This window comes from Vibrio sp. R11-SG3-ISO3-SZ (assembly GCF_059834345.1).
The window spans coordinates 1-18,979 of record NZ_JCBDGX010000117.1; the positions used below are offsets into that span (position 1 = coordinate 1).

The window sequence follows — 18,979 nt, forward strand, 5'->3', positions numbered from 1 at the left end:
GATTTGTGCACATATCGGTTATCTCTTGCATCCCATCTATATGTTTTGTCCAATCCTCCCACAACCCACAACCCACAACCCACAACCCACAACCCACAACCCACAACCCACAACCCACAACCCACAACCCACAACCCACAACCCACAACCCAGATACTTACTCAACAACTGCTCTGCTACGTTCCTTATTCCCCACCACCATTTCTATGGTATTAGAGTGATTATTTAATTTATTACACCACTAACGTGATTGGTACCTAGTTTTTGATCTCGATAAAAATAATCTCACTGGTTATGTGTGTTATTTTTGTTAATTGATCGGTCTGAATAATGGGTGAATAACTATGCCTTTCGGCTTCTCGTTGACCCTGAAAGTTTCGCAGTGAAAGTGCGCTAAAACTGTGCAAATGACGGCCAAAATGCAGCAGGTCCGATCAATGCATCGTATCGCTAAGGTGCATAGATATTTTGTTAAGCTGCTTGATATTTGTGCGTTCTCAACTTTTTATCCTAAGATTGTTGATTTTCTGTGAATTTTTTGCCAAATTGATGACCTTGTAAATTGCCGGAATACTGATCCGGTTTTTTGAATGGATTCACTTTTCAGACAGGGCAGAAGGCTGCCGCAGCAGTAGAGGTCTGGTTAATGGCACTTTTAGAAGTCAAAAATCTTCGTATCGAATATCCGTCACGTCACGGCGTACACGCAGCGGTCAAATCGCTTTCTTTTAATATAGAGAGAGGCGAGATTGTTGGCGTCGTTGGCGAATCGGGTGCCGGCAAATCCACCGTAGGTAATGCGGTGATCGACTTACTGAGCCCTCCGGGTCAGGTCGCAAGTGGTGACGTCTATCTTGATGGAGAGAAGATCTCCGGACTGACACCAGAAAAAATGCGCAAAGTGCGCGGGTCAAAAATCGGTTTTATCTTCCAAGACCCAATGACCTCTCTTAACCCACTATTTACCGTTGAGCAGCAACTCACCGAGACCATCCATGCCAATATGAAGGTGTCGGACGACGAAGCGTATCAACGTGCATTGTCATTGATGAAGCAGGTGGGCATTCCTCAGCCAGAAAACCGTCTCAAACAATACCCGCACCAGTTCTCTGGTGGTATGCGCCAGCGCGTGGTTATCGCGATTGCGCTTGCCGGTGAGCCTGATTTAATTATCGCTGATGAGCCAACGACGGCCTTGGATGTGTCGATTCAAGACCAAATCCTGAACTTGATTCGAGAATTGTGTATCAAGAACAACGTTGGCTGTATGCTGGTGACGCACGACATGGGCGTGGTATCGAACGTCACCGATCGCGTGGCGGTGATGTACCGTGGCGATTTGGTGGAGTTTGGCCCGACGAAAAAAGTGCTGGGCGACCCCGATCATGCTTACACGCGCAGCCTGATTTCTGCCGTGCCTCGTTCGGATATCAAACTCGATCGTTTCCCTCTGGTGAGCTACATCGAGGAAGCGAAAGAGATGAAGCCGCTGGATGTCAAAAATCACTGGTTGGGTCAAAGCCAAGATCAGCGTGCTTATTCTGGCTCTTTGTTGACGGTCGAAAACGTTAACCTGCGCTTTGTCACCAAAGACTCTTTATTTGAAAGCCGCCGAGAGTACGTTCAAGCATCGAACAATGTCAGTTTTGAAGTGTTTGAAGGTGAGACGTTTGGCCTAGTGGGTGAGTCTGGTTCAGGAAAATCGACCATTGCGCGAGTGATTGCCGGTCTTTATCAGCCGAACTCGGGCAAAGTGTGCTTTGAGGGCATTGACCTTACTGCGATGACGTCAGAGAAAGAGCGTCGTCCGCTGCGCCGTCAAATGCAGATGGTATTCCAAAACCCTTATACCTCGATGAACCCTCGAATGAAGGTGTTCGACATCATCGCCGAGCCGATTCGTTTCCATAAGCTGACCAAGAATGAATCCGAAACACGCCAGATCGTTAACGATCTGTTGGATCATGTTGGTTTGGGCCGAATGGCTGGGGTGAAATACCCGCACGAATTCTCAGGTGGTCAGCGTCAGCGTATTTCGATTGCGCGCGCGCTGGCGACTCGTCCACGTTTGCTGATTTGTGATGAGCCGACGTCGGCGTTGGATGTGTCGGTGCAAGCGCAAATCCTCAACTTATTAAAAGATCTCCAAGATGAGCTCAATCTGACTATGCTGTTTATCAGCCATGACTTACCTGTCATTCGTCAGATGTGTGACCGTGTTGGGGTGATGCAAATGGGTACACTACTTGAAGTGGCCCCCACTGAGCAGCTGTTTAACTCACCACAGCATGAGTACAGTCAACAACTGATTTCTCTGATGCCAGAGTTCACCGGCTTAAGAGAAGAAGTAAAAACGGCCTAAAGCCGTATACCTTGCCCAACGCGGTTTTGTTGGGTAGCTAAACAGAAGCAAATACAACAACTAGGGATGAATCCCGCATAAGGAGTTATGCATGAAAACCATGAAAAGCAAACTAGCAGTGGCTTTGATGGCAGCAGGCTTAAGTTTTGCCGCCGCTGCAGCAGATATTACTGTCGCTTATGACGCTGACCCGGTGTCGCTTGACCCACACGAGCAGCTATCAGGCGGTACTCTGCAAATGTCTCACATGGTGTTTGATCCGCTAGTTCGTTACACACAAAAATTGGATTTTGAACCTCGTTTGGCTGAGAAATGGGAACGTGTCGATGACACGACATTCCGTTTTGAGCTACGCAAAGGCGTGAAATTCCACTCTGGTAACGAGCTAACGGCGGATGATGTGGTTTGGACGTTCGAGCGTCTGAAAAACTCTCCAGACTTTAAAGCGATCTTCGAACCGTACGAGAAGATGGTGAAAGTGGATGACTACACAGTGGAGTTGGTGTCTAAAGGCGCTTACCCACTGGTTCTACAAACCGCGACTTACATCTTCCCAATGGACAGCAAGTTCTACTCTGGTCAAACAGAAGATGGCAAAGACAAAGCGGAAGTTGTGAAGCACGGTAACTCGTTTGCTTCGACCAACGTATCTGGTACGGGTCCGTTTATTGTGACGTCTCGTGAGCAAGGTGTGAAAGTCGAATTTCAACGCTTTGCGGATTACTGGGATACCACAACAGGTAACGTTGACAAGCTAACGCTAGTGCCAATCAAAGAAGACGCAACACGTGTGGCTGCGCTACTTTCTGGTGACGTTGATATGATTGCGCCGGTTGCACCAAACGACCACAAGCGTGTACAAGGCGCCAAAGATATCGATCTTGTGACACTGCCTGGTACTCGTATTATCACGTTCCAAATGAACCAAAATAGCAACGAAGCGTTGAAAGATGTCCGCGTTCGTCAGGCGATCGTTCATGCGATCAACAACGAAGGCATTGTGGATAAAATCATGAAAGGCTTCGCAAGTGTTGCGGGTCAGCAAGGACCTGAAGGTTATGCAGGTTACAGCGCGGATCTTGTGCCACGTTTCGATCTGAAGAAAGCCAAAGAGCTGATGAAAGAAGCGGGTTACGAGGACGGCTTTACGTTGACAATGATGGCGCCAAACAACCGCTACGTGAACGATGCGAAAATCGCTCAAGCGGCGGCGGCAATGCTGTCTAAGATCGGCATTAAAGTTGACCTGAAAACCATGCCAAAAGCGCAATACTGGCCAGAGTTTGATAAGTGTGCGGCAGACATGCTGATGATCGGCTGGCACTCAGATACCGAAGATTCTGCAAACTTCTCTGAGTTCCTAACCATGACGCGCAACGAAGAGACAGGTAAAGGTCAGTACAACTGTGGTCACTACTCAAACCCAGAGCTTGATCAATTGGTTGAAGCGTCAAACGTAGAAACGGATCCAGCGAAACGTGCGCAAATGCTACAACAAGTGGAAACCATCCTGTACAACGATGCGGCGTTTGTTCCTCTACACTGGCAAAACCTGGCGTGGGGCGCGAAATCTAACGTGGACATCGCACCTATCGTCAACGCTATGAACTTCCCATACCTTGGCGACCTAGTGGTCAAGTAATGAGAGTCTCTCGCTCTCAGTAATGGGAGAGCGAATTTGGCGCTTTGCTTTGTTTCAGTCGGGCAAAGCGCCATCATTAAGACTGAATTTTGCGAGCAGATCCCTCTGCTTTAGCAAGGCTGAAATCCATGGAAAGTTAAGGGGCAAGGAATGTTTTCGTTTCTGGTCAAGCGCCTGTTTCAGGCACTGATAGTGATGTTTGTGATCAGTCTAGTGGCGTTTGCCATTCAGGATAACTTAGGTGATCCACTGCGTGAGTTGGTGGGCCAGTCTGTTTCAGAGGCGGAGCGCCAAGCGCTGCGTGATGAATTAGGCCTGAATGATCCCTTCATTACCAAATATTCTCGTTTTGTCGGCGCTGCGCTGCAAGGCGATCTCGGTACATCGTACTTCTTCAAGCGTCCTGCAGTGGACGTGATTCTCGATAAGCTAGTAGCGACGTTAGAGTTGGTGTTTGGTGCAACGATGATCATCATCGTTATGTCGATTCCTCTTGGCGTGTACTCGGCGATACATCCAAAAAGTTTCTTCACTAAAGTGGTAATGGCAGGCAGCAGTATCGGCATCTCGATTCCGGTCTTTTTGACGGCAATTATGCTGATGTATGTGTTCTCCATCGAACTTGGCTGGCTGCCTTCCTATGGTCGCGGTGAGACGGCGAACTGGCTCGGCTGGGAGTCTGGCTACTTTACTTTAGACGGCTTAGCGCATCTGATCTTGCCATGTGTGGCTCTGGCGTCAATCATGTTGCCACTCTTCATTCGCCTGGTTCGCTCTGAAATGCTGGAAGTGCTGAGCTCGGAATACATCAAGTTCGCTAAAGCTAAAGGCTTGGCGATGAACAAAATCTATTACCAACACGCACTGAAAAACACCATGCTACCGGTGTTGACTGTGGGTGGGGTACAAATCGGTACTATGGTGGCGTACACCATTTTGACGGAAACGGTGTTCCAGTGGCCTGGGATGGGTTTTCTTTTCCTTGAAGCGATCAACCGAGTCGATACACCTTTGATTACGGCGTACGTAATTTTTGTTGGTCTTATCTTTGTGGTGACCAACACGATTGTCGACTTACTCTACGGCATCATCAACCCAACGGTTAATCTGACAGGAAAAGGAGCATAACATGAGTCAAACAGCCGCAGCTCCTTCTCATTGGGAGCGTTTCAAACAGTCTGATTTCTTGTACTACTTCAAGCGCGATAAAGTCGCGATGACAAGTTTCAGCATTTTTATGATTTTCTTGATTGTCGCGATTGCCGCGCCCGTACTTGCGCCAAGCGATCCGTATGATTTGTCATCGATTGATATTATGGACTCAGAACTGCCTCCATCGTGGATGGACGGCGGGGAAGAGCGCTTTGTGCTTGGTACCGACGAGCAAGGCCGTGACATCCTATCGACCATTTTGTATGGCTCACGTTTGTCTCTCACCATCGGCTTCTTGGCGGTGGGTCTGCAACTGCTACTTGGCATCGTGATTGGTCTGTCTGCGGGTTACTTTGGCGGTCGTATTGATAGTTTCTTGATGCGTTTTGCCGATGTGCAGCTGTCGTTCTCAACCATGATGGTGGCCATCATTGTCTCTGCCATCTTTAAAGCCAGCTTCGGCAGTGACTTTTACAGTCAGTATGCGGTGATTATGCTGGTGGTGATCATTGGTGTCGCTGAATGGCCGCAATATGCGCGGACGATTCGTGCATCGGTGTTGGCAGAGAAGAAGAAAGAGTACGTCGAAGCGGCACGTGTGATGGGCTTTAAAGCGCCACGTATCATGTTCCGTCATATTTTGCCGAACTGTTTGTCACCCATCTTGGTTATCTCAACCGTTCAGGTGGCGAATGCGATCATGTCCGAGGCGGCACTTTCTTTCCTAGGATTAGGTTTGCCGGTTGATCAGCCATCATTGGGTGCGTTAATCAGCATTGGCTTTAACTACATCTTCTCCGGTGCATGGTGGATTACCGCCTTCCCAGGCATTGTGTTGGTGACACTGGTATTGGTCATCAACCTGTTGGGTGACTGGTTACGTGATGTATTTAACCCCAAAATTTACAAAGGGTGATCTAAGCCTAAGATCTGACTACAAAAACATCACTACACTAAGAGCCGTAACCGATTACGGCTCTTTTTTTGCATTCATCTTTTTTCAACAGTGTATGGTTTACCCTAGTGGCGTGGATTAGACGCCCGGTTTTAGGCGAAAGAATAAGGGATTGGATATCATTATGGCAGTCAAGCCGAAACGAACCATGTTACCGCTTTTGAGTGTTGCCGCGTGGCTCACTGTCTCCTTGTCGACCAGTTCAGTCAGTGCTGAAGAATTTCTCTGTGATGCCACACAGGCCTCAAATACCGAGTTGCCAGTGCTCGATGCGGCCTGTCCTATCGGCAATGGTCTATGGGGCACTAAACCTAAGGGCAGTGAATCGAGCTTTTGGATTCAGTGTGGTGTCTTCAGCCAACCGTTATCATTGGATAAAGCGAAGGTGCTTTACCAGCATATTTCCACTGATGTGTGGGCAAAACCAGAAGGCAAAGGGGTACGCTGCTTAATTGGCCCGTACGATGAGTTTGCCAAGGCGCGCGCAGATCTTGCGAAGGTGAAAAGTGAGCCCGGCTACAAAGAAGCGTTTATTCGTGAAGTTGTCAAAGGGGCACCGCCGAAAGCCTCCGCCGCTAAGCGTAAGACTCAGCCTGTCGAAAAAGCCAAACCCTCACCTAAATCCACAGCAAAAACGCAGACTCAACACACCACGGTACTGCCTGCGCCGATTCCCTTAAAAACAGAGTCAGCGAATGTCGAGAGGGCAAATAGCGAGCCTCAAGATGAAATCCTTATCCGACTATCCGCGAGCATTAACGGCGTAGAGTACAAAGTACCTTATACCATGTTTGGTAATGATCAGTTCTATATGGAACATGGCTTGCCGTGGAATCGCATGAACTATGAAGACGCCTACAAAACCTGTTATCGTTTGGGAATGCGTCTTGCCAGTGAGCAAGAGTGGCAAAACCTATTGGCGGCTGAACATATGGGCCCGAATAAGTGGCCGATGCATTTGCCCTACTGGGGAAGCGGACGCACTGGACTTTTTGCCAGTGGCAAGGTCAACCAGTTAAAAGGCACCTCTCTGCTTAATGTGATGTGCGTGAAATAAAAAAGGACGCGATGCGTCCTTTTTATTAAATATCAGTGATTTATCTCATGGTAACGAATTCTTCGCTACCCGTTGGATGAATCGCAACCACAGAGTCGAAGTCAGCTTTGGTGGCGCCCATCTTCATCGCTACGCCGAAGCCTTGAATCATTTCGTCCACGGTAAAGCCAATGCCATGTAGGCCGACTACGGTTTCTTCTTCTCCTGCACACACGAGTTTCATTTTGCATGGCTGACGGTGCTGAGTCACTGCGGTGTACATGGCGGTAAAGCCAGAAGTGTACACTTTTACATTCTCTTTGCCGTACTTCTCTTCGGCTTCTTGGGTGGTTAAACCAATGGTGCCGATCGGTGGGTGACTAAACACTACGGTCGGGACAAGGTTGTAATCCATCTTAGCGTTTGTTTTACCGTTGAATAGACGCTCAGAGAGTTGGCGACCGGCTTTAACCGCCACTGGTGTTAGCTCGATGCCCCCTTCCATAATGTCACCGACACAGTAGATTCCTGGTACGTTGGTCGCTTGGAACTCATCCACTTTGATGTAGCCACGCTCATTGGTTTCAACACCGGTTGAAGCGAGATTGATCGCGTCCGTGGCAGGATGACGGCCGATAGCCCAGATCAACTGGTCAACGTTGTGTGTATGACCGTTTTCAAGGTGAAGTGTCAGGCTGCCATCGGCTTCTTTCACCACTTCTTTTGGAATGGAGTGAGTGTGCAGTGCTGGCCCTTCAGCTTCCATCACTTCTACCAAGGTCTCGATGATCATTGGGTCAAAGCTGCGTAGCGGCGACTCTTTACGAACAAACAGGTGAGTTTCAGTGCCGAGAGCGTTAAGCACACCCGCAATCTCGACGGCAATGTAGCCAGCGCCAATCACCGCAACGCGTTTTGGCTGCTCAGCAAGCTCGAAGAAGCCGTTTGAGTCGATGCCGTACTCAGCACCTGGGATGTTAGGAATGGTTGGACGACCACCAACGGCAATCAGGATATGATCAGCGGTGTAGTGTTCACCGTTCACTTCGACGGTTTTCTCATCAACGAATTTCGCAAAGCCCCTGATGACGTTAACTTTGTTATTGCCTAATACGCGGTCGTAAGATTGGTGGATGCGGCCAATATACGCTTGGCGGCTTTCGACCAGTTTGCTCCAATCGAAGCCTTTGACATCGATGTCAAATCCGTAGTCTTCGGCATAAAGGTTCATCGCATCTGCGATTTGCGCGCCGTGCCACATCACTTTTTTAGGTACACAACCAACATTGACACAGGTACCGCCTAGGTCTTGAGCTTCAATTAGGGCTACTTTTGCACCGTACATGGCCGCGCGGTTCGCTGATGCGATGCCGCCAGAACCACCACCGATACAGATATAGTCAAAATGAGTCGCCATTACTTTCTCCAAATTTTTTAGCTGATTATTATGTATATGAGGATGAACTGGTTGAACTCAATCCATCGCAGCGAAATGTCTGACTTTGCCAAGGCTACTCAGGAACAATCCAATCGACTTTCCAGTGGCCTGTGACGGGGGCAATTGCCTCCTTGAGGAAAGGCAAAATGTCGTTCATGTCTCTTTCCAATGTCCAAGGGGGATTGATGACAATCATCCCAGAGGCCGTCATGCCGCGCTCATTGGTATCTGGAGAGACGCCAAGCTCGATTTGCAAGATTTTACGAATCCCGAGTCCTTCTAGACCTTCAATCATATCTTCAATGTCGCAGCGGTTGACCACAGGATACCAAATCGCATAAATCCCGGTAGCCCAGCGCTTATAACTTTGTGCTATAGCCTGAACCACATCGCGATATTCTTTGGCTAGCTCATAGGGTGGGTCGATGAGCACTAGGCCGCGGCGCTCTTGCGGCGGCAAGCTGGCTTTGAGACGCTGGAAACCATCCTCTTTAAAAATACTGACTTGGCGATCACGATGAAACTCTTGTTGCAGCAATGGGTAGTCACTAGGGTGAAGTTCGGTCAGTAGCATGCGATCTTGTGGGCGCAGGTGGGCGCGGGCGACGCGTGGTGAACCAGGGTAGTAGCGCAGTCCTTCACCGTTGTTTAAGCTCGTGATGGCATCAAGATAGCTCTGAATCGCCTCAGGTCTCTCACTTTGTGCCCATACCCGCGCGATGCCTTGCTTGTACTCACCCGTCTTCTCTGACCATTCGTGGGTCAAATCGTAACGACCGACACCGGAGTGCGTGTCGTGATACACAAACGGTTTGTCTTTATTCTTGAGCGAGTTAAGGATCAGGCTTTGCACAATGTGTTTAACCACATCGGCATGGTTACCTGCGTGAAAACTGTGACGATAGCTTAGCAAAACGGTTCTCTCTAAATGGCCCTAGGCCATAGTTATTTCCCAAAAAGCGATGTGGGAGAGTATAACCGCACCGACGCCGGGCTGCTTGTCTTTCTCTGTGCCTTTGTCGGCTAGGTAAACAAAAAGTCGTGACTTGCCGATTTGTGCTTATCTCACGCGAATATCGTAAGAATTGGCAACAACTTAGCGGTCGATGACTATTGAAAAAGTCCTCTCGGGGCACTATCTATTCTATAAGACCCGACGAACATCTCAGCTCGTCTGCCAACAAAAAAGGAATGCTTATGTCTAACCCATTGCTGACGTTTACCGATCTGCCGCCTTTTGCTCACATCCAACCAGAACATGTGAAACCAGCAGTTGAAGACGCGATTGCTGCGTGCCGCGCTAAAATCGACCAAGTGCTGGCCGGCAACGACGCACCGACTTGGGAGAGTGTGATTGCGCCCATTGAAGAGGTGGATGACCGTTTAAGCCGCATTTGGTCGCCAGTGAGTCACATGAACTCTGTGGTCAACAGTGATGAGTTGCGTGAGGCGTACGAAAGCTGCTTGCCGCTGTTGTCGGAATATGGCACTTGGGTAGGTCAACACAAAGGGCTGTTTGATGCCTACAAAGCGATCAAAGCCAGCCCAGCGTTTGCGACTCTAACGCAAGCACAAAAGAAAACCATCACCGATGGCCTGCGCGACTTCGAGCTGTCTGGTATTGGTTTGCCGGCTGATCAGCAGCATCGTTATGGTGAGATCAGCAAGCGTATGTCAGAGCTGGGCTCAAAGTTCTCGAACAACGTCTTAGATGCGACCATGGGTTGGAGCAAGCACGTCACCGATGATGCTGAGTTGGCGGGCATGCCAGAGTCGGCGCTGGTCGCCGCGAAAGCCGCTGCGCAAGCGAAAGAGTTAGACGGCTATCTGCTCACCCTCGATATTCCTTCCTACCTGCCGGTGATGACCTACTGTGACAATCAAGCGCTGCGCCAAGAGATGTATGAAGCCTACGTGACGCGCGCGTCTGACCGCGGCCCGAAAGCGGGAGAGTGGGACAACAGCGAGATCATCAGTGAGCTGCTCAAACTGCGCTATGAAGTGGCGCGTATGCTGGGTTTCAATAACTACAGTGAAAAGTCGCTTGCAACGAAAATGGCGCAGAGCCCTGAGCAAGTGCTTGGCTTCCTCAATGATTTAGCCGCGAAAGCGAAACCACAAGGCGAGCGTGAAGTGGAAGAGCTGCGCCAATTTGCTCAGCAAGAGTTTGGTGTTGAAGAGCTCAACTTATGGGACATCGCTTACTACAGCGAAAAACAGAAACAGCACCTGTTCCAAATCTCAGATGAAGAGCTGCGTCCGTACTTCCCTGAATCCAAAGCGGTCAGTGGTCTGTTTGAAGTGCTCAAACGTGTCTTTGGTATGCGTGTTGAGGAGCGCCAAGGCGTGGAAACTTGGCATGAGTCGGTGCGCTTCTTTGATATTTTCGATGCCAATGACACCTTACGTGGCAGCTTCTATCTCGATTTGTACGCCCGTGAACACAAACGCGGCGGTGCGTGGATGGATGAGTGCCGTGTGCGCCGCATCAACGCCAACGGTGAGCTGCAAACCCCAGTGGCCTACTTGACCTGTAACTTCAATCGTCCGGTGGGTGATAAGCCAGCGCTGTTTACCCATGATGAAGTGGTGACCTTGTTCCATGAGTTTGGTCACGGTATCCATCATATGTTGACTCAAGTGGACACAGGTTCGGTGTCTGGCATCAACGGTGTACCTTGGGATGCGGTGGAACTGCCGAGTCAATTCCTGGAAAACTGGTGCTGGGAAGAGGAGGCACTGGCCTTCATTTCTGGTCACTACGAAACCGGCGAACCTTTACCAAAAGCCATGCTCGACAAAATGCTGGCCGCGAAAAACTTCCAGTCCGCGATGTTCATTCTTCGCCAGCTAGAGTTTGGTCTGTTTGACTTCACCTTGCACACTGAATTCGACCCAGAGGTTGGTCCACGTGTTCTTGAAACCCTTGCACAGGTCAAAGCGAAAGTCGCGGTACTGCCAAGCCTAGAGTGGAACCGCTTCTCACACAGCTTTAGTCATATCTTTGCGGGTGGATACAGCGCGGGATACTACAGCTACTTGTGGGCCGAAGTGCTGTCATCAGATGCGTTCTCGAAGTTTGAAGAAGAGGGGATCTTTAACCCGCAAACGGGTCAGAGCTTCTTGAATCACATCTTAGAGATGGGCGGCAGTGAAGAGCCGATGGAGCTGTTTAAGCGCTTCAGAGGCCGTGAGCCAGAGATTGATGCTTTGTTACGTCACGCAGGGATTGCCGCATAACACGGTCGCATCACAACGCTGTATCACACGGGAAACAGGAGGCCAAGCGCCTCCTGTTTTTCATCGTGCTTTTTCTGATTTTTCTTCTGAAATGGCAAGGCTGTTTAGGTTATAATCATTTTTCATGTATAGATAACCAGTAGCCGAGTCCCCCATGGATCCTTCTTTACTTCTCGACGGTCTCAACGACAAACAGCGCGAGGCTGTTGCCGCTCCTTTAGAAAACCTGCTTGTGCTGGCTGGCGCCGGAAGTGGTAAAACCCGCGTGCTGGTCCACCGAATTGCGTGGTTGATGTCTGTGGAGCAAGCGTCGCCGTTTTCGATCATGTCGGTGACCTTCACCAACAAAGCCGCGGCGGAGATGCGTGGCCGAATTGAAGAGTTGATGATGGGCAGCGCCTCGGGGATGTGGAACGGCACGTTTCATGGGATTTGCCACCGCATTTTGCGCGCGCACTACTTAGATGCCAAACTGCCTGAAGATTTTCAAATCATCGACAGTGATGATCAGCAGCGCCTATTGCGCCGATTAATCAAAGCGCAAAATCTGGATGAAAAACAGTGGCCACCGCGTCAAGTGGCTTGGTGGATCAACGGTAAAAAAGATGAAGGCCTGAGACCGGCGCACATCGATGCTTACCACGATCCCATTACCCAAACCTATCTACAAATTTATCGAGCTTACCAAGAGTCGTGCGATCGCGCCGGCTTGGTCGATTTTGCTGAAATTTTGCTGCGTGCCCATGAGCTATTGCGTGATAAGAAGCACATCCGCGAGCATTACCAAGCGCGCTTTAAGCATATTCTGGTCGATGAGTTTCAAGACACCAACAACATTCAATACGCTTGGCTGAGAATGATGGCTGGCCCAGATTCGCACGTGATGATCGTCGGCGATGACGATCAGTCCATCTACGGTTGGCGAGGGGCGAAAATCGAGAACATTGAAAAGTTCACCCAAGAGTTTCCAAGCGTTAATACCATTCGTCTTGAGCAGAACTACCGCTCAACCAAAACCATTTTGCAGGCGTCCAACGCGCTGATCGCCAACAACACTGAGCGTATGGGTAAAGAGCTGTGGACGGAGGGCAGTGAAGGCGAGCCTATTTCTGTCTACTCGGCGTACAACGAGCTTGATGAAGCGCGTTTTGCGGTCAACAAAATTAAAGAGTGGCAAGAGAACGGCGGGGCGCTGGTGGATGCCGCGATGCTTTACCGCAACAACGCCCAGTCACGTGTTCTGGAAGAAGCCTTGATTCAAGCTGGGCTCGCATATCGCATCTACGGCGGCATGCGCTTCTTCGAGCGCCAAGAAATCAAAGATGCCTTGAGTTACTTACGATTAATGGCCAATCGCAATGATGATGCGGCGTTTGAGCGAGTGGTGAACACGCCTACCCGTGGCCTTGGTGATAAAACCCTGGAAACCATCCGTTTTGCTGCCCGCGATCAAGGCTGCACCATGTGGGAAGCGAGCGTACGTTTACTGGAAGATAAAGTCCTTGCTGGCCGCGCTGCTGGCGCATTAAGCCGCTTTGTGGAGTTGGTGAATGCGCTGGAAGATGACACCCTAGAGATGCCATTGCATGAGCAAACCGACCATGTGATCAAATACTCCGGTTTGTACGCCATGTACGAACAGGAGAAAGGTGAGAAGTCCAAGGCACGCATAGAGAACTTGGAGGAGTTGGTCACTGCAACTCGTCAATTTGAAAAGCCAGAAGAAGCGGATGAGATGACGCTGTTAACGGCATTTTTGACCCACGCTGCACTGGAAGCGGGCGAAGGGCAAGCGGATGAGTTTGACGATGCGGTGCAATTAATGACGCTGCACAGCGCCAAAGGGTTGGAGTTTCCGCTGGTGTTTATGGTCGGTGTCGAAGAGGGGATGTTCCCAAGCCAGATGTCTGCAGAGGAAGCAGGGCGACTCGAAGAAGAGCGTCGTCTGTGTTATGTCGGTATGACTCGTGCGATGAAAAAGCTCTACATTACTTACGCCGAAATGCGCCGATTATACGGTCAAGACAAGTACCACAAACCGTCGCGCTTTATTCGTGAGCTACCCGAAAATTGTTTGGACGAAGTGCGAATGAAAGCACAGGTCAGTCGCCCGACCAGCAGTGGTCGCTTTAGCCAAACGGCGGTCAAAGAGAACTTCAATGAAACCGGCTTTAGCCTTGGCTCGCGAGTGATGCACCCTAAATTTGGTGAGGGGACCATCATCAACTTTGAAGGCAGTGGCCCGCAAAGTCGCGTTCAGGTTGCCTTTAATGGCGAAGGGATCAAGTGGCTCGTTACGGCTTACGCGAAACTCGAAAAGCTCTAATCTGCCCCATCGACCCTAAGTTCCTAGACATACTCCCCGAGTACCCCTCTAGGAACTAGGCACGAGAACCCAATCACTTTCTTCACACAAAGAAAAACCCCGAGGGCTTGCGCCCATCGGGGTTATAGTCTTACTCGCAGCAATCCGGCTACTAAAAGTGCTCCATGCATCAAATCCTTGATAGTATGCTGACGTCCTTCAGCGTAGTCCTTTCATCGCCATCCTAGCGGTGTCCTTGACCCTATCCTGGTCTACTAACGTTCCTCGTTAGTTCACTTCGCTTGTTCCCTGAGCGGTGTCCCTTTCATCATCCTGATGATCGTTCCATGCCTCGTCCAGAGGTGTCCATTTCCCATCCTTAGTAGTAACCATCCTAGCTACTATTGCGTCCGTTCAATGTCCAATTTGCTTTCCGTGCCGATTACTCATCCTAAGCAACCGTATCTTCATCCTGAAGACCACCGAATCCGTGGTGATTTCCTGTTCCGTGTCAGCATCCTTCCGACAGAGTTCATATTAAGACTTTGGCGAAGTTCAGCAACGTCAGAAAAACGATAAGAGGCAAAAAAAATTGACGAATTTTCACACATAACAAATTAAAACAATGAGTTATGATTTTTAATTGATAGTTTTCTTAGACAAAAAGAGAGTTTGACTTACTCGCTTGTGAGAGATCTCGCACAAGAAGCCTAGACGATCGCCGATTATTGACGAGAAACTGATTGTGATCGAGCGCAACTTTTTGCTCTAAGATGCGTTAGAAGTGAATAAATAAACAAAAAATGGCCGTTATGGCCATTTTTTATGAGTGGTTATTCTGAGGGGGCTAAAAGAGCATGGCGATGGCGTTAGTTGATTGCCATAAAATGCCAAGGCCGATGCCGCTGAACATCAGACCGCATAATGCGTCGATGTAGAGGCTCAATGATTTCAGTTTGCGCTGCATACGCTGCGTTGACAGCATCCAGGCCAAGAAAGAGAACCAAGCGAGCGATAGGCCCCATAAAATCAACAGTGCAGCGCTTTTGCCGCCTAGCGACATACTGGCGGGCACCAGGCTGGACATCAAACTGACAAAAAAGACCAACGCTTTGGGGTTGAAAATATTGGTCGCAAAGCCTTTGGAGAAGGCGTGACGCTTGTTGACCAAGAGTGCTTGTTCAGAGGAGGCATCATCTTGCGCTGCGGTCTGCGAGGATTGAATGCGCGCCCATGTCCCCTTTAGCGCGCCTACGCCTAGGTATAAGAGGTAGCTACCGCCGGCAAGTTGCACGAGCGAAAACAGGGTTGGCTGCTGATGCACCAGATAGCTCACCCCAGTCAGGCTGAGCAGCGAGTGCAAGAGAATACCGAAAGAGAGGCCCAGCGCGATAAAAAATCCGGTCTGGCGCCCGTAACGGGTGGCATTTTGCACCACAAGCGCAAAGTCGGGGCCCGGGCTCATTAAGGCGATGAAATGAACCGTCGCTAGAGTGGCAAGTAAAGTGATCTCATTCATGTTGGTAACGTTAGGCTTGTTTGGTGTTTAACAGTTTGGCGGCGCGGCGGCTTTGGTGGTTGGTTTTTAAACCGTCGAAGCTAAATACGACCAGTGCGCCCCAAATAAAGGCAAAGGTGATGGCTTTGTCTGGCGTAAAGGCTTCACCATAGACAAGCACGGCGAGCATAAACATCAGGCTTGGGCCTATGTATTGGAAAAAACCCAGCGTTGAGAGCTTTAATCGTGTCGCGGCCCCCGTAAAGCAGAGCAGCGGTAGGGTAGTGATGACACCCGCAGCAACAAGGAGCAGATTGAGATCTAAGGGATTCTGGCTCAGGTTCGAGGTGGCGGAGTCGGCAATCCCGATAAGATAGATCGCGGCGGCAGGCAGCATCACCAAGGTCTCGATAAACAATCCCGTTTGCGCATCTAAGCTGACTTTTTTACGCAGCAAGCCATAAAACCCAAAGCTCATCGCCAGCGCGATGGCGACAATCGGAACCGAGCCAAACGCAACCAACTGGACCAATACACCACAGGCGGCGAGTGCGACAGCAAACCACTGCAATTTTCGCAGGCGTTCACCGAGAAACAGCATGCCGAGCACCACATTAATTAACGGGTTGATGTAGTAGCCAAGACTGGCATCGAGCATATGATTGGCGTTCACCGCCCAGATGAAAATCAACCAGTTGGCCCCAACCAAGGTGGCCGTGGTGACGAGGTAGGTCATTTTCTTTTTGGATGTCAGCACGTCGCGTACGGTCTTCCAGCCTCGGCTGAGATGAATCAGTAGCGCTAACAGGAAAAAAGACCAGACAACACGGTGACTTAAAATCTCAAGCGCAGAGACCTCGCTAATGGTCTTAAAGTAAATTGGCGCGATTCCCCACATGGTGTAGGCACCAATCGCAAGGAGGACACCTTGCCGCGCGCGTTGCTGTTCGTCGGTTGTCATTGGATGATTCTCAACACAGAATTATGAAATGAAACGAGTAGTATACGAATAGGATTGAGAATCACCTAGCACTTTGCAGTTTTATTCACCGCTATTCCCAACTACAATAAGCGCTCGAATTTTCCACCCCACTTATCCCAACAGAGAGCGTAATGACAGCCACACTGATCGCGCAGCAACCTGATTCTATCGAAACCGCTCAGAGCGTCTTGGAAAAGGTGTTTGGTTACCACGAATTTCGAGAAGGTCAACGTGACGCGATTGATACCGCGCTAGACGGTCAAGACAGCTTAGTCATTATGCCAACAGGCGGCGGTAAGTCACTGTGCTATCAAGTGCCGGCGCTGCTCAAAGAGGGGCTGACCTTAGTCATATCGCCTTTGATTTCCTTGATGAAAGACCAAGTGGATCAGTTGAAAGCCAATGGCGTCGCCGCTGAGTGTATTAACTCGACGATGGCGAGAGAGGCGCTTACCTCTGTCTACAATCGCATGCACTCTGGGGCGCTTAAGCTGGTCTATGTCTCGCCGGAACGTGTGTTGATGCGTGATTTTGTCGAGCGGTTAGAGAACTTGCCGCTCGCGATGATTGCCGTGGATGAAGCGCACTGTATTTCCCAGTGGGGACACGACTTTCGCCCGGAATACGCCGCGCTAGGTCAGTTGAAGCAATGGTTTCCACAGGTTCCTGTGATGGCGTTAACGGCAACCGCTGATGAAGCGACGCGCAGCGATATTACTCACCGTTTACAACTGAACGAGCCACACATCTATTTGGGCAGTTTTGATCGACCGAATATTCGCTACACCTTGGTGGAAAAGCACAAGCCGGTCTCACAAATCGTGCGCTTTTTGGATGAGCAACGCGGTCAATGCGGCATCATCTATTGTGGTAGCCGTAAAAAGGTCGAGATGGTGACCGAAAAACTGTGCAATAACGGGCTGCGCGCCGCCAGTTATCACGCAGGGCTAGACGCCGACGAGCGCGCCTATGTACAAGAGGCCTTTCAGCGCGATGATATTCAAATCGTCGTCGCCACGGTCGCGTTTGGCATGGGGATCAATAAGCCTAATGTGCGCTTTGTGGTCCACTTTGATATTCCGCGCAATATTGAATCTTACTATCAAGAAACCGGTCGTGCAGGTCGAGACGGATTACCAGCAGAAGCCATGATGCTCTATGACCCCGCTGACATCGGCTGGCTGCGTCGCATGCTCGATGAAAAAGAAGAGGGGCCGCAAAAGCAAGTCGAAGCGCACAAACTGAATGCCATGAGCGCGTTTGCACAGGCGCAAACCTGTCGCCGCCAAGTACTGCTTAACTATTTTGGTGAGTATCGACAAGAGCCTTGCGGCAACTGCGATATCTGCCTCGATCCGCCAAAACATTTCGATGCCACGGAACAAGCGCAAAAGGCACTCTCTTGTGTTTACCGGGTCAATCAAAGCTTCGGTATTGGTTATGTGGTGGAAGTGCTGCGCGGCATGCAAAACATTCGTATTCGAGAAAACGGTCATGACCAACTCTCGACGTACGGACTTGGGCGCGAGAATAGTCACGATTACTGGGTGAGTATTTTCCGACAGTTGATCCATAAAGGACTGTTAAGCCAAAACATCACACGCAACTCGACGTTGCAATTAACCGAAGAAGCGCGCCCACTACTCAAAGGTGAGCGCACATTGGAACTGGCCGTCCCTCGGTTAGACACCGCGGCGCGCGCTGCACGTTCGGATAAGCTGGCGAATAAACACTACGATAAGAAGCTGTTTGCTAAGCTGCGTAAACTAAGAAAGTCGATTGCTGATGAAGATGGCTTGCCACCTTACGTTGTTTTCAGTGATGCGACCTTGATGGATATGGCGGAGATCTTGCCAACCTCTTACGGCGAGATGCTGGCAGTGAATGGCGTTGGTCAGCGCAAGCTGGAGAAATATGCCGATCCTTTCCTTGATTTGATTCAGGAGTATTTGACGCACCATGGCTAATGAGCACAGCGAGTTTGGCTTGATTGACTATCAAGCGGATCAGGGGCGATTGATTTTGCGTACGCCTCGATTTGATTTTGACACCTTTCCAGAGTTGGCCAAGCGTTTGGTTGGCCTGCTGTCGGCCAAGGTAATAGAGAAACAGTGGGATGCAGACATCCACACTTGGTTGATTGATTTTGAAGGCTGCCAGTTGGTGCTCAGAGCGGAACACTACAGTGAAAGTGTTTGGCTAGAATCCTTGGTGGTTGAGCAATCTCAGCCGGAGTGTGATTTTTTAGCTGCGCTGTTTGAACGTGGTTTTTAACGGCCAGATTTTTCACTTCCTGCCTAATAACGTTTTAACTTCCTACCTACTAACGAATAGTGATGGGCGCTGAAGTGGCTGATGCATCGCCGAAA

At 49.9% G+C, this 18,979-nt stretch carries 13 protein-coding genes; 9 read left to right on the forward strand and 4 right to left on the reverse strand.

Annotation, left to right across the window (positions count from 1 at the left end; genetic code table 11):
* Positions 1 to 646: 646 nt before the first annotated feature.
* The 5 genes from AC6R1O_RS14540 (at position 647) to AC6R1O_RS14560 (ending at position 7,168) form a co-directional block, all read left to right on the forward strand.
* Entirely contained in the window at positions 647 to 2,362 is a 1,716-nt protein-coding gene (locus AC6R1O_RS14540) for a dipeptide ABC transporter ATP-binding protein (RefSeq protein ID WP_500657275.1), read from the forward strand.
* Positions 2,363 to 2,453: 91 nt separating this feature from the next.
* On the forward strand, positions 2,454 to 4,004 hold the full coding sequence (locus AC6R1O_RS14545; protein ID WP_487903370.1) for an ABC transporter substrate-binding protein: 1,551 nt from the start codon (positions 2,454 to 2,456) through the stop codon (positions 4,002 to 4,004).
* A 150-nt stretch (positions 4,005 to 4,154) separates the two neighbouring features.
* Positions 4,155 to 5,132: an ABC transporter permease gene (locus AC6R1O_RS14550; RefSeq protein ID WP_334555460.1), complete on the forward strand. Its 978-nt coding sequence runs from the start codon at positions 4,155 to 4,157 to the stop codon at positions 5,130 to 5,132.
* Between the two features lies 1 nt (position 5,133).
* Entirely contained in the window at positions 5,134 to 6,072 is a 939-nt protein-coding gene (locus tag AC6R1O_RS14555; protein ID WP_487903369.1) for an ABC transporter permease, read from the forward strand.
* A gap of 163 nt (positions 6,073 to 6,235) precedes the next feature.
* A complete protein-coding gene (locus tag AC6R1O_RS14560) occupies positions 6,236 to 7,168 on the forward strand; it encodes an SPOR domain-containing protein (protein WP_500657276.1) in 933 nt (310 codons plus the stop codon).
* 40 nt (positions 7,169 to 7,208) lie between these two features.
* Here the strand turns inward: AC6R1O_RS14560 and gorA are convergent, their stop codons facing one another.
* Both gorA and AC6R1O_RS14570 read right to left on the reverse strand, forming a co-directional pair.
* Positions 7,209 to 8,564 (reverse strand): glutathione-disulfide reductase, encoded by a 1,356-nt coding sequence (gene gorA / locus AC6R1O_RS14565; RefSeq protein ID WP_500657277.1) that lies wholly within the window; start codon positions 8,562 to 8,564, stop codon positions 7,209 to 7,211.
* A 94-nt stretch (positions 8,565 to 8,658) separates the two neighbouring features.
* Complete coding sequence (locus tag AC6R1O_RS14570) at positions 8,659 to 9,498, reverse strand: 23S rRNA (adenine(2030)-N(6))-methyltransferase RlmJ (protein WP_500630718.1); 840 nt, start codon at positions 9,496 to 9,498, stop codon at positions 8,659 to 8,661.
* A 284-nt stretch (positions 9,499 to 9,782) separates the two neighbouring features.
* On the opposite strand from AC6R1O_RS14570, the gene prlC reads away from it, so the two are divergent.
* Both prlC and uvrD read left to right on the forward strand, forming a co-directional pair.
* On the forward strand, positions 9,783 to 11,825 hold the full coding sequence (prlC, locus tag AC6R1O_RS14575) for an oligopeptidase A (protein ID WP_500657278.1): 2,043 nt from the start codon (positions 9,783 to 9,785) through the stop codon (positions 11,823 to 11,825).
* A gap of 154 nt (positions 11,826 to 11,979) precedes the next feature.
* Entirely contained in the window at positions 11,980 to 14,151 is a 2,172-nt protein-coding gene (gene uvrD, locus AC6R1O_RS14580; protein WP_500657279.1) for a DNA helicase II, read from the forward strand.
* Positions 14,152 to 14,977: 826 nt separating this feature from the next.
* On the opposite strand, the gene AC6R1O_RS14585 is transcribed toward uvrD, so the two are convergent.
* Both AC6R1O_RS14585 and rarD read right to left on the reverse strand, forming a co-directional pair.
* Entirely contained in the window at positions 14,978 to 15,649 is a 672-nt protein-coding gene (locus AC6R1O_RS14585) for a LysE family translocator (RefSeq protein WP_500632325.1), read from the reverse strand.
* Between the two features lie 10 nt (positions 15,650 to 15,659).
* Positions 15,660 to 16,589: an EamA family transporter RarD gene (rarD, locus tag AC6R1O_RS14590; protein WP_500632326.1), complete on the reverse strand. Its 930-nt coding sequence runs from the start codon at positions 16,587 to 16,589 to the stop codon at positions 15,660 to 15,662.
* Between the two features lie 152 nt (positions 16,590 to 16,741).
* On the opposite strand from rarD, the gene recQ reads away from it, so the two are divergent.
* Positions 16,742 to 18,577: an ATP-dependent DNA helicase RecQ gene (gene recQ / locus AC6R1O_RS14595; RefSeq protein ID WP_500632327.1), complete on the forward strand. Its 1,836-nt coding sequence runs from the start codon at positions 16,742 to 16,744 to the stop codon at positions 18,575 to 18,577.
* Entirely contained in the window at positions 18,570 to 18,884 is a 315-nt protein-coding gene (locus tag AC6R1O_RS14600) for a DUF3630 family protein (protein WP_500632328.1), read from the forward strand. Before recQ ends, AC6R1O_RS14600 begins: the two co-directional genes overlap by 8 nt.
* Positions 18,885 to 18,979 lie beyond the last annotated feature (95 nt).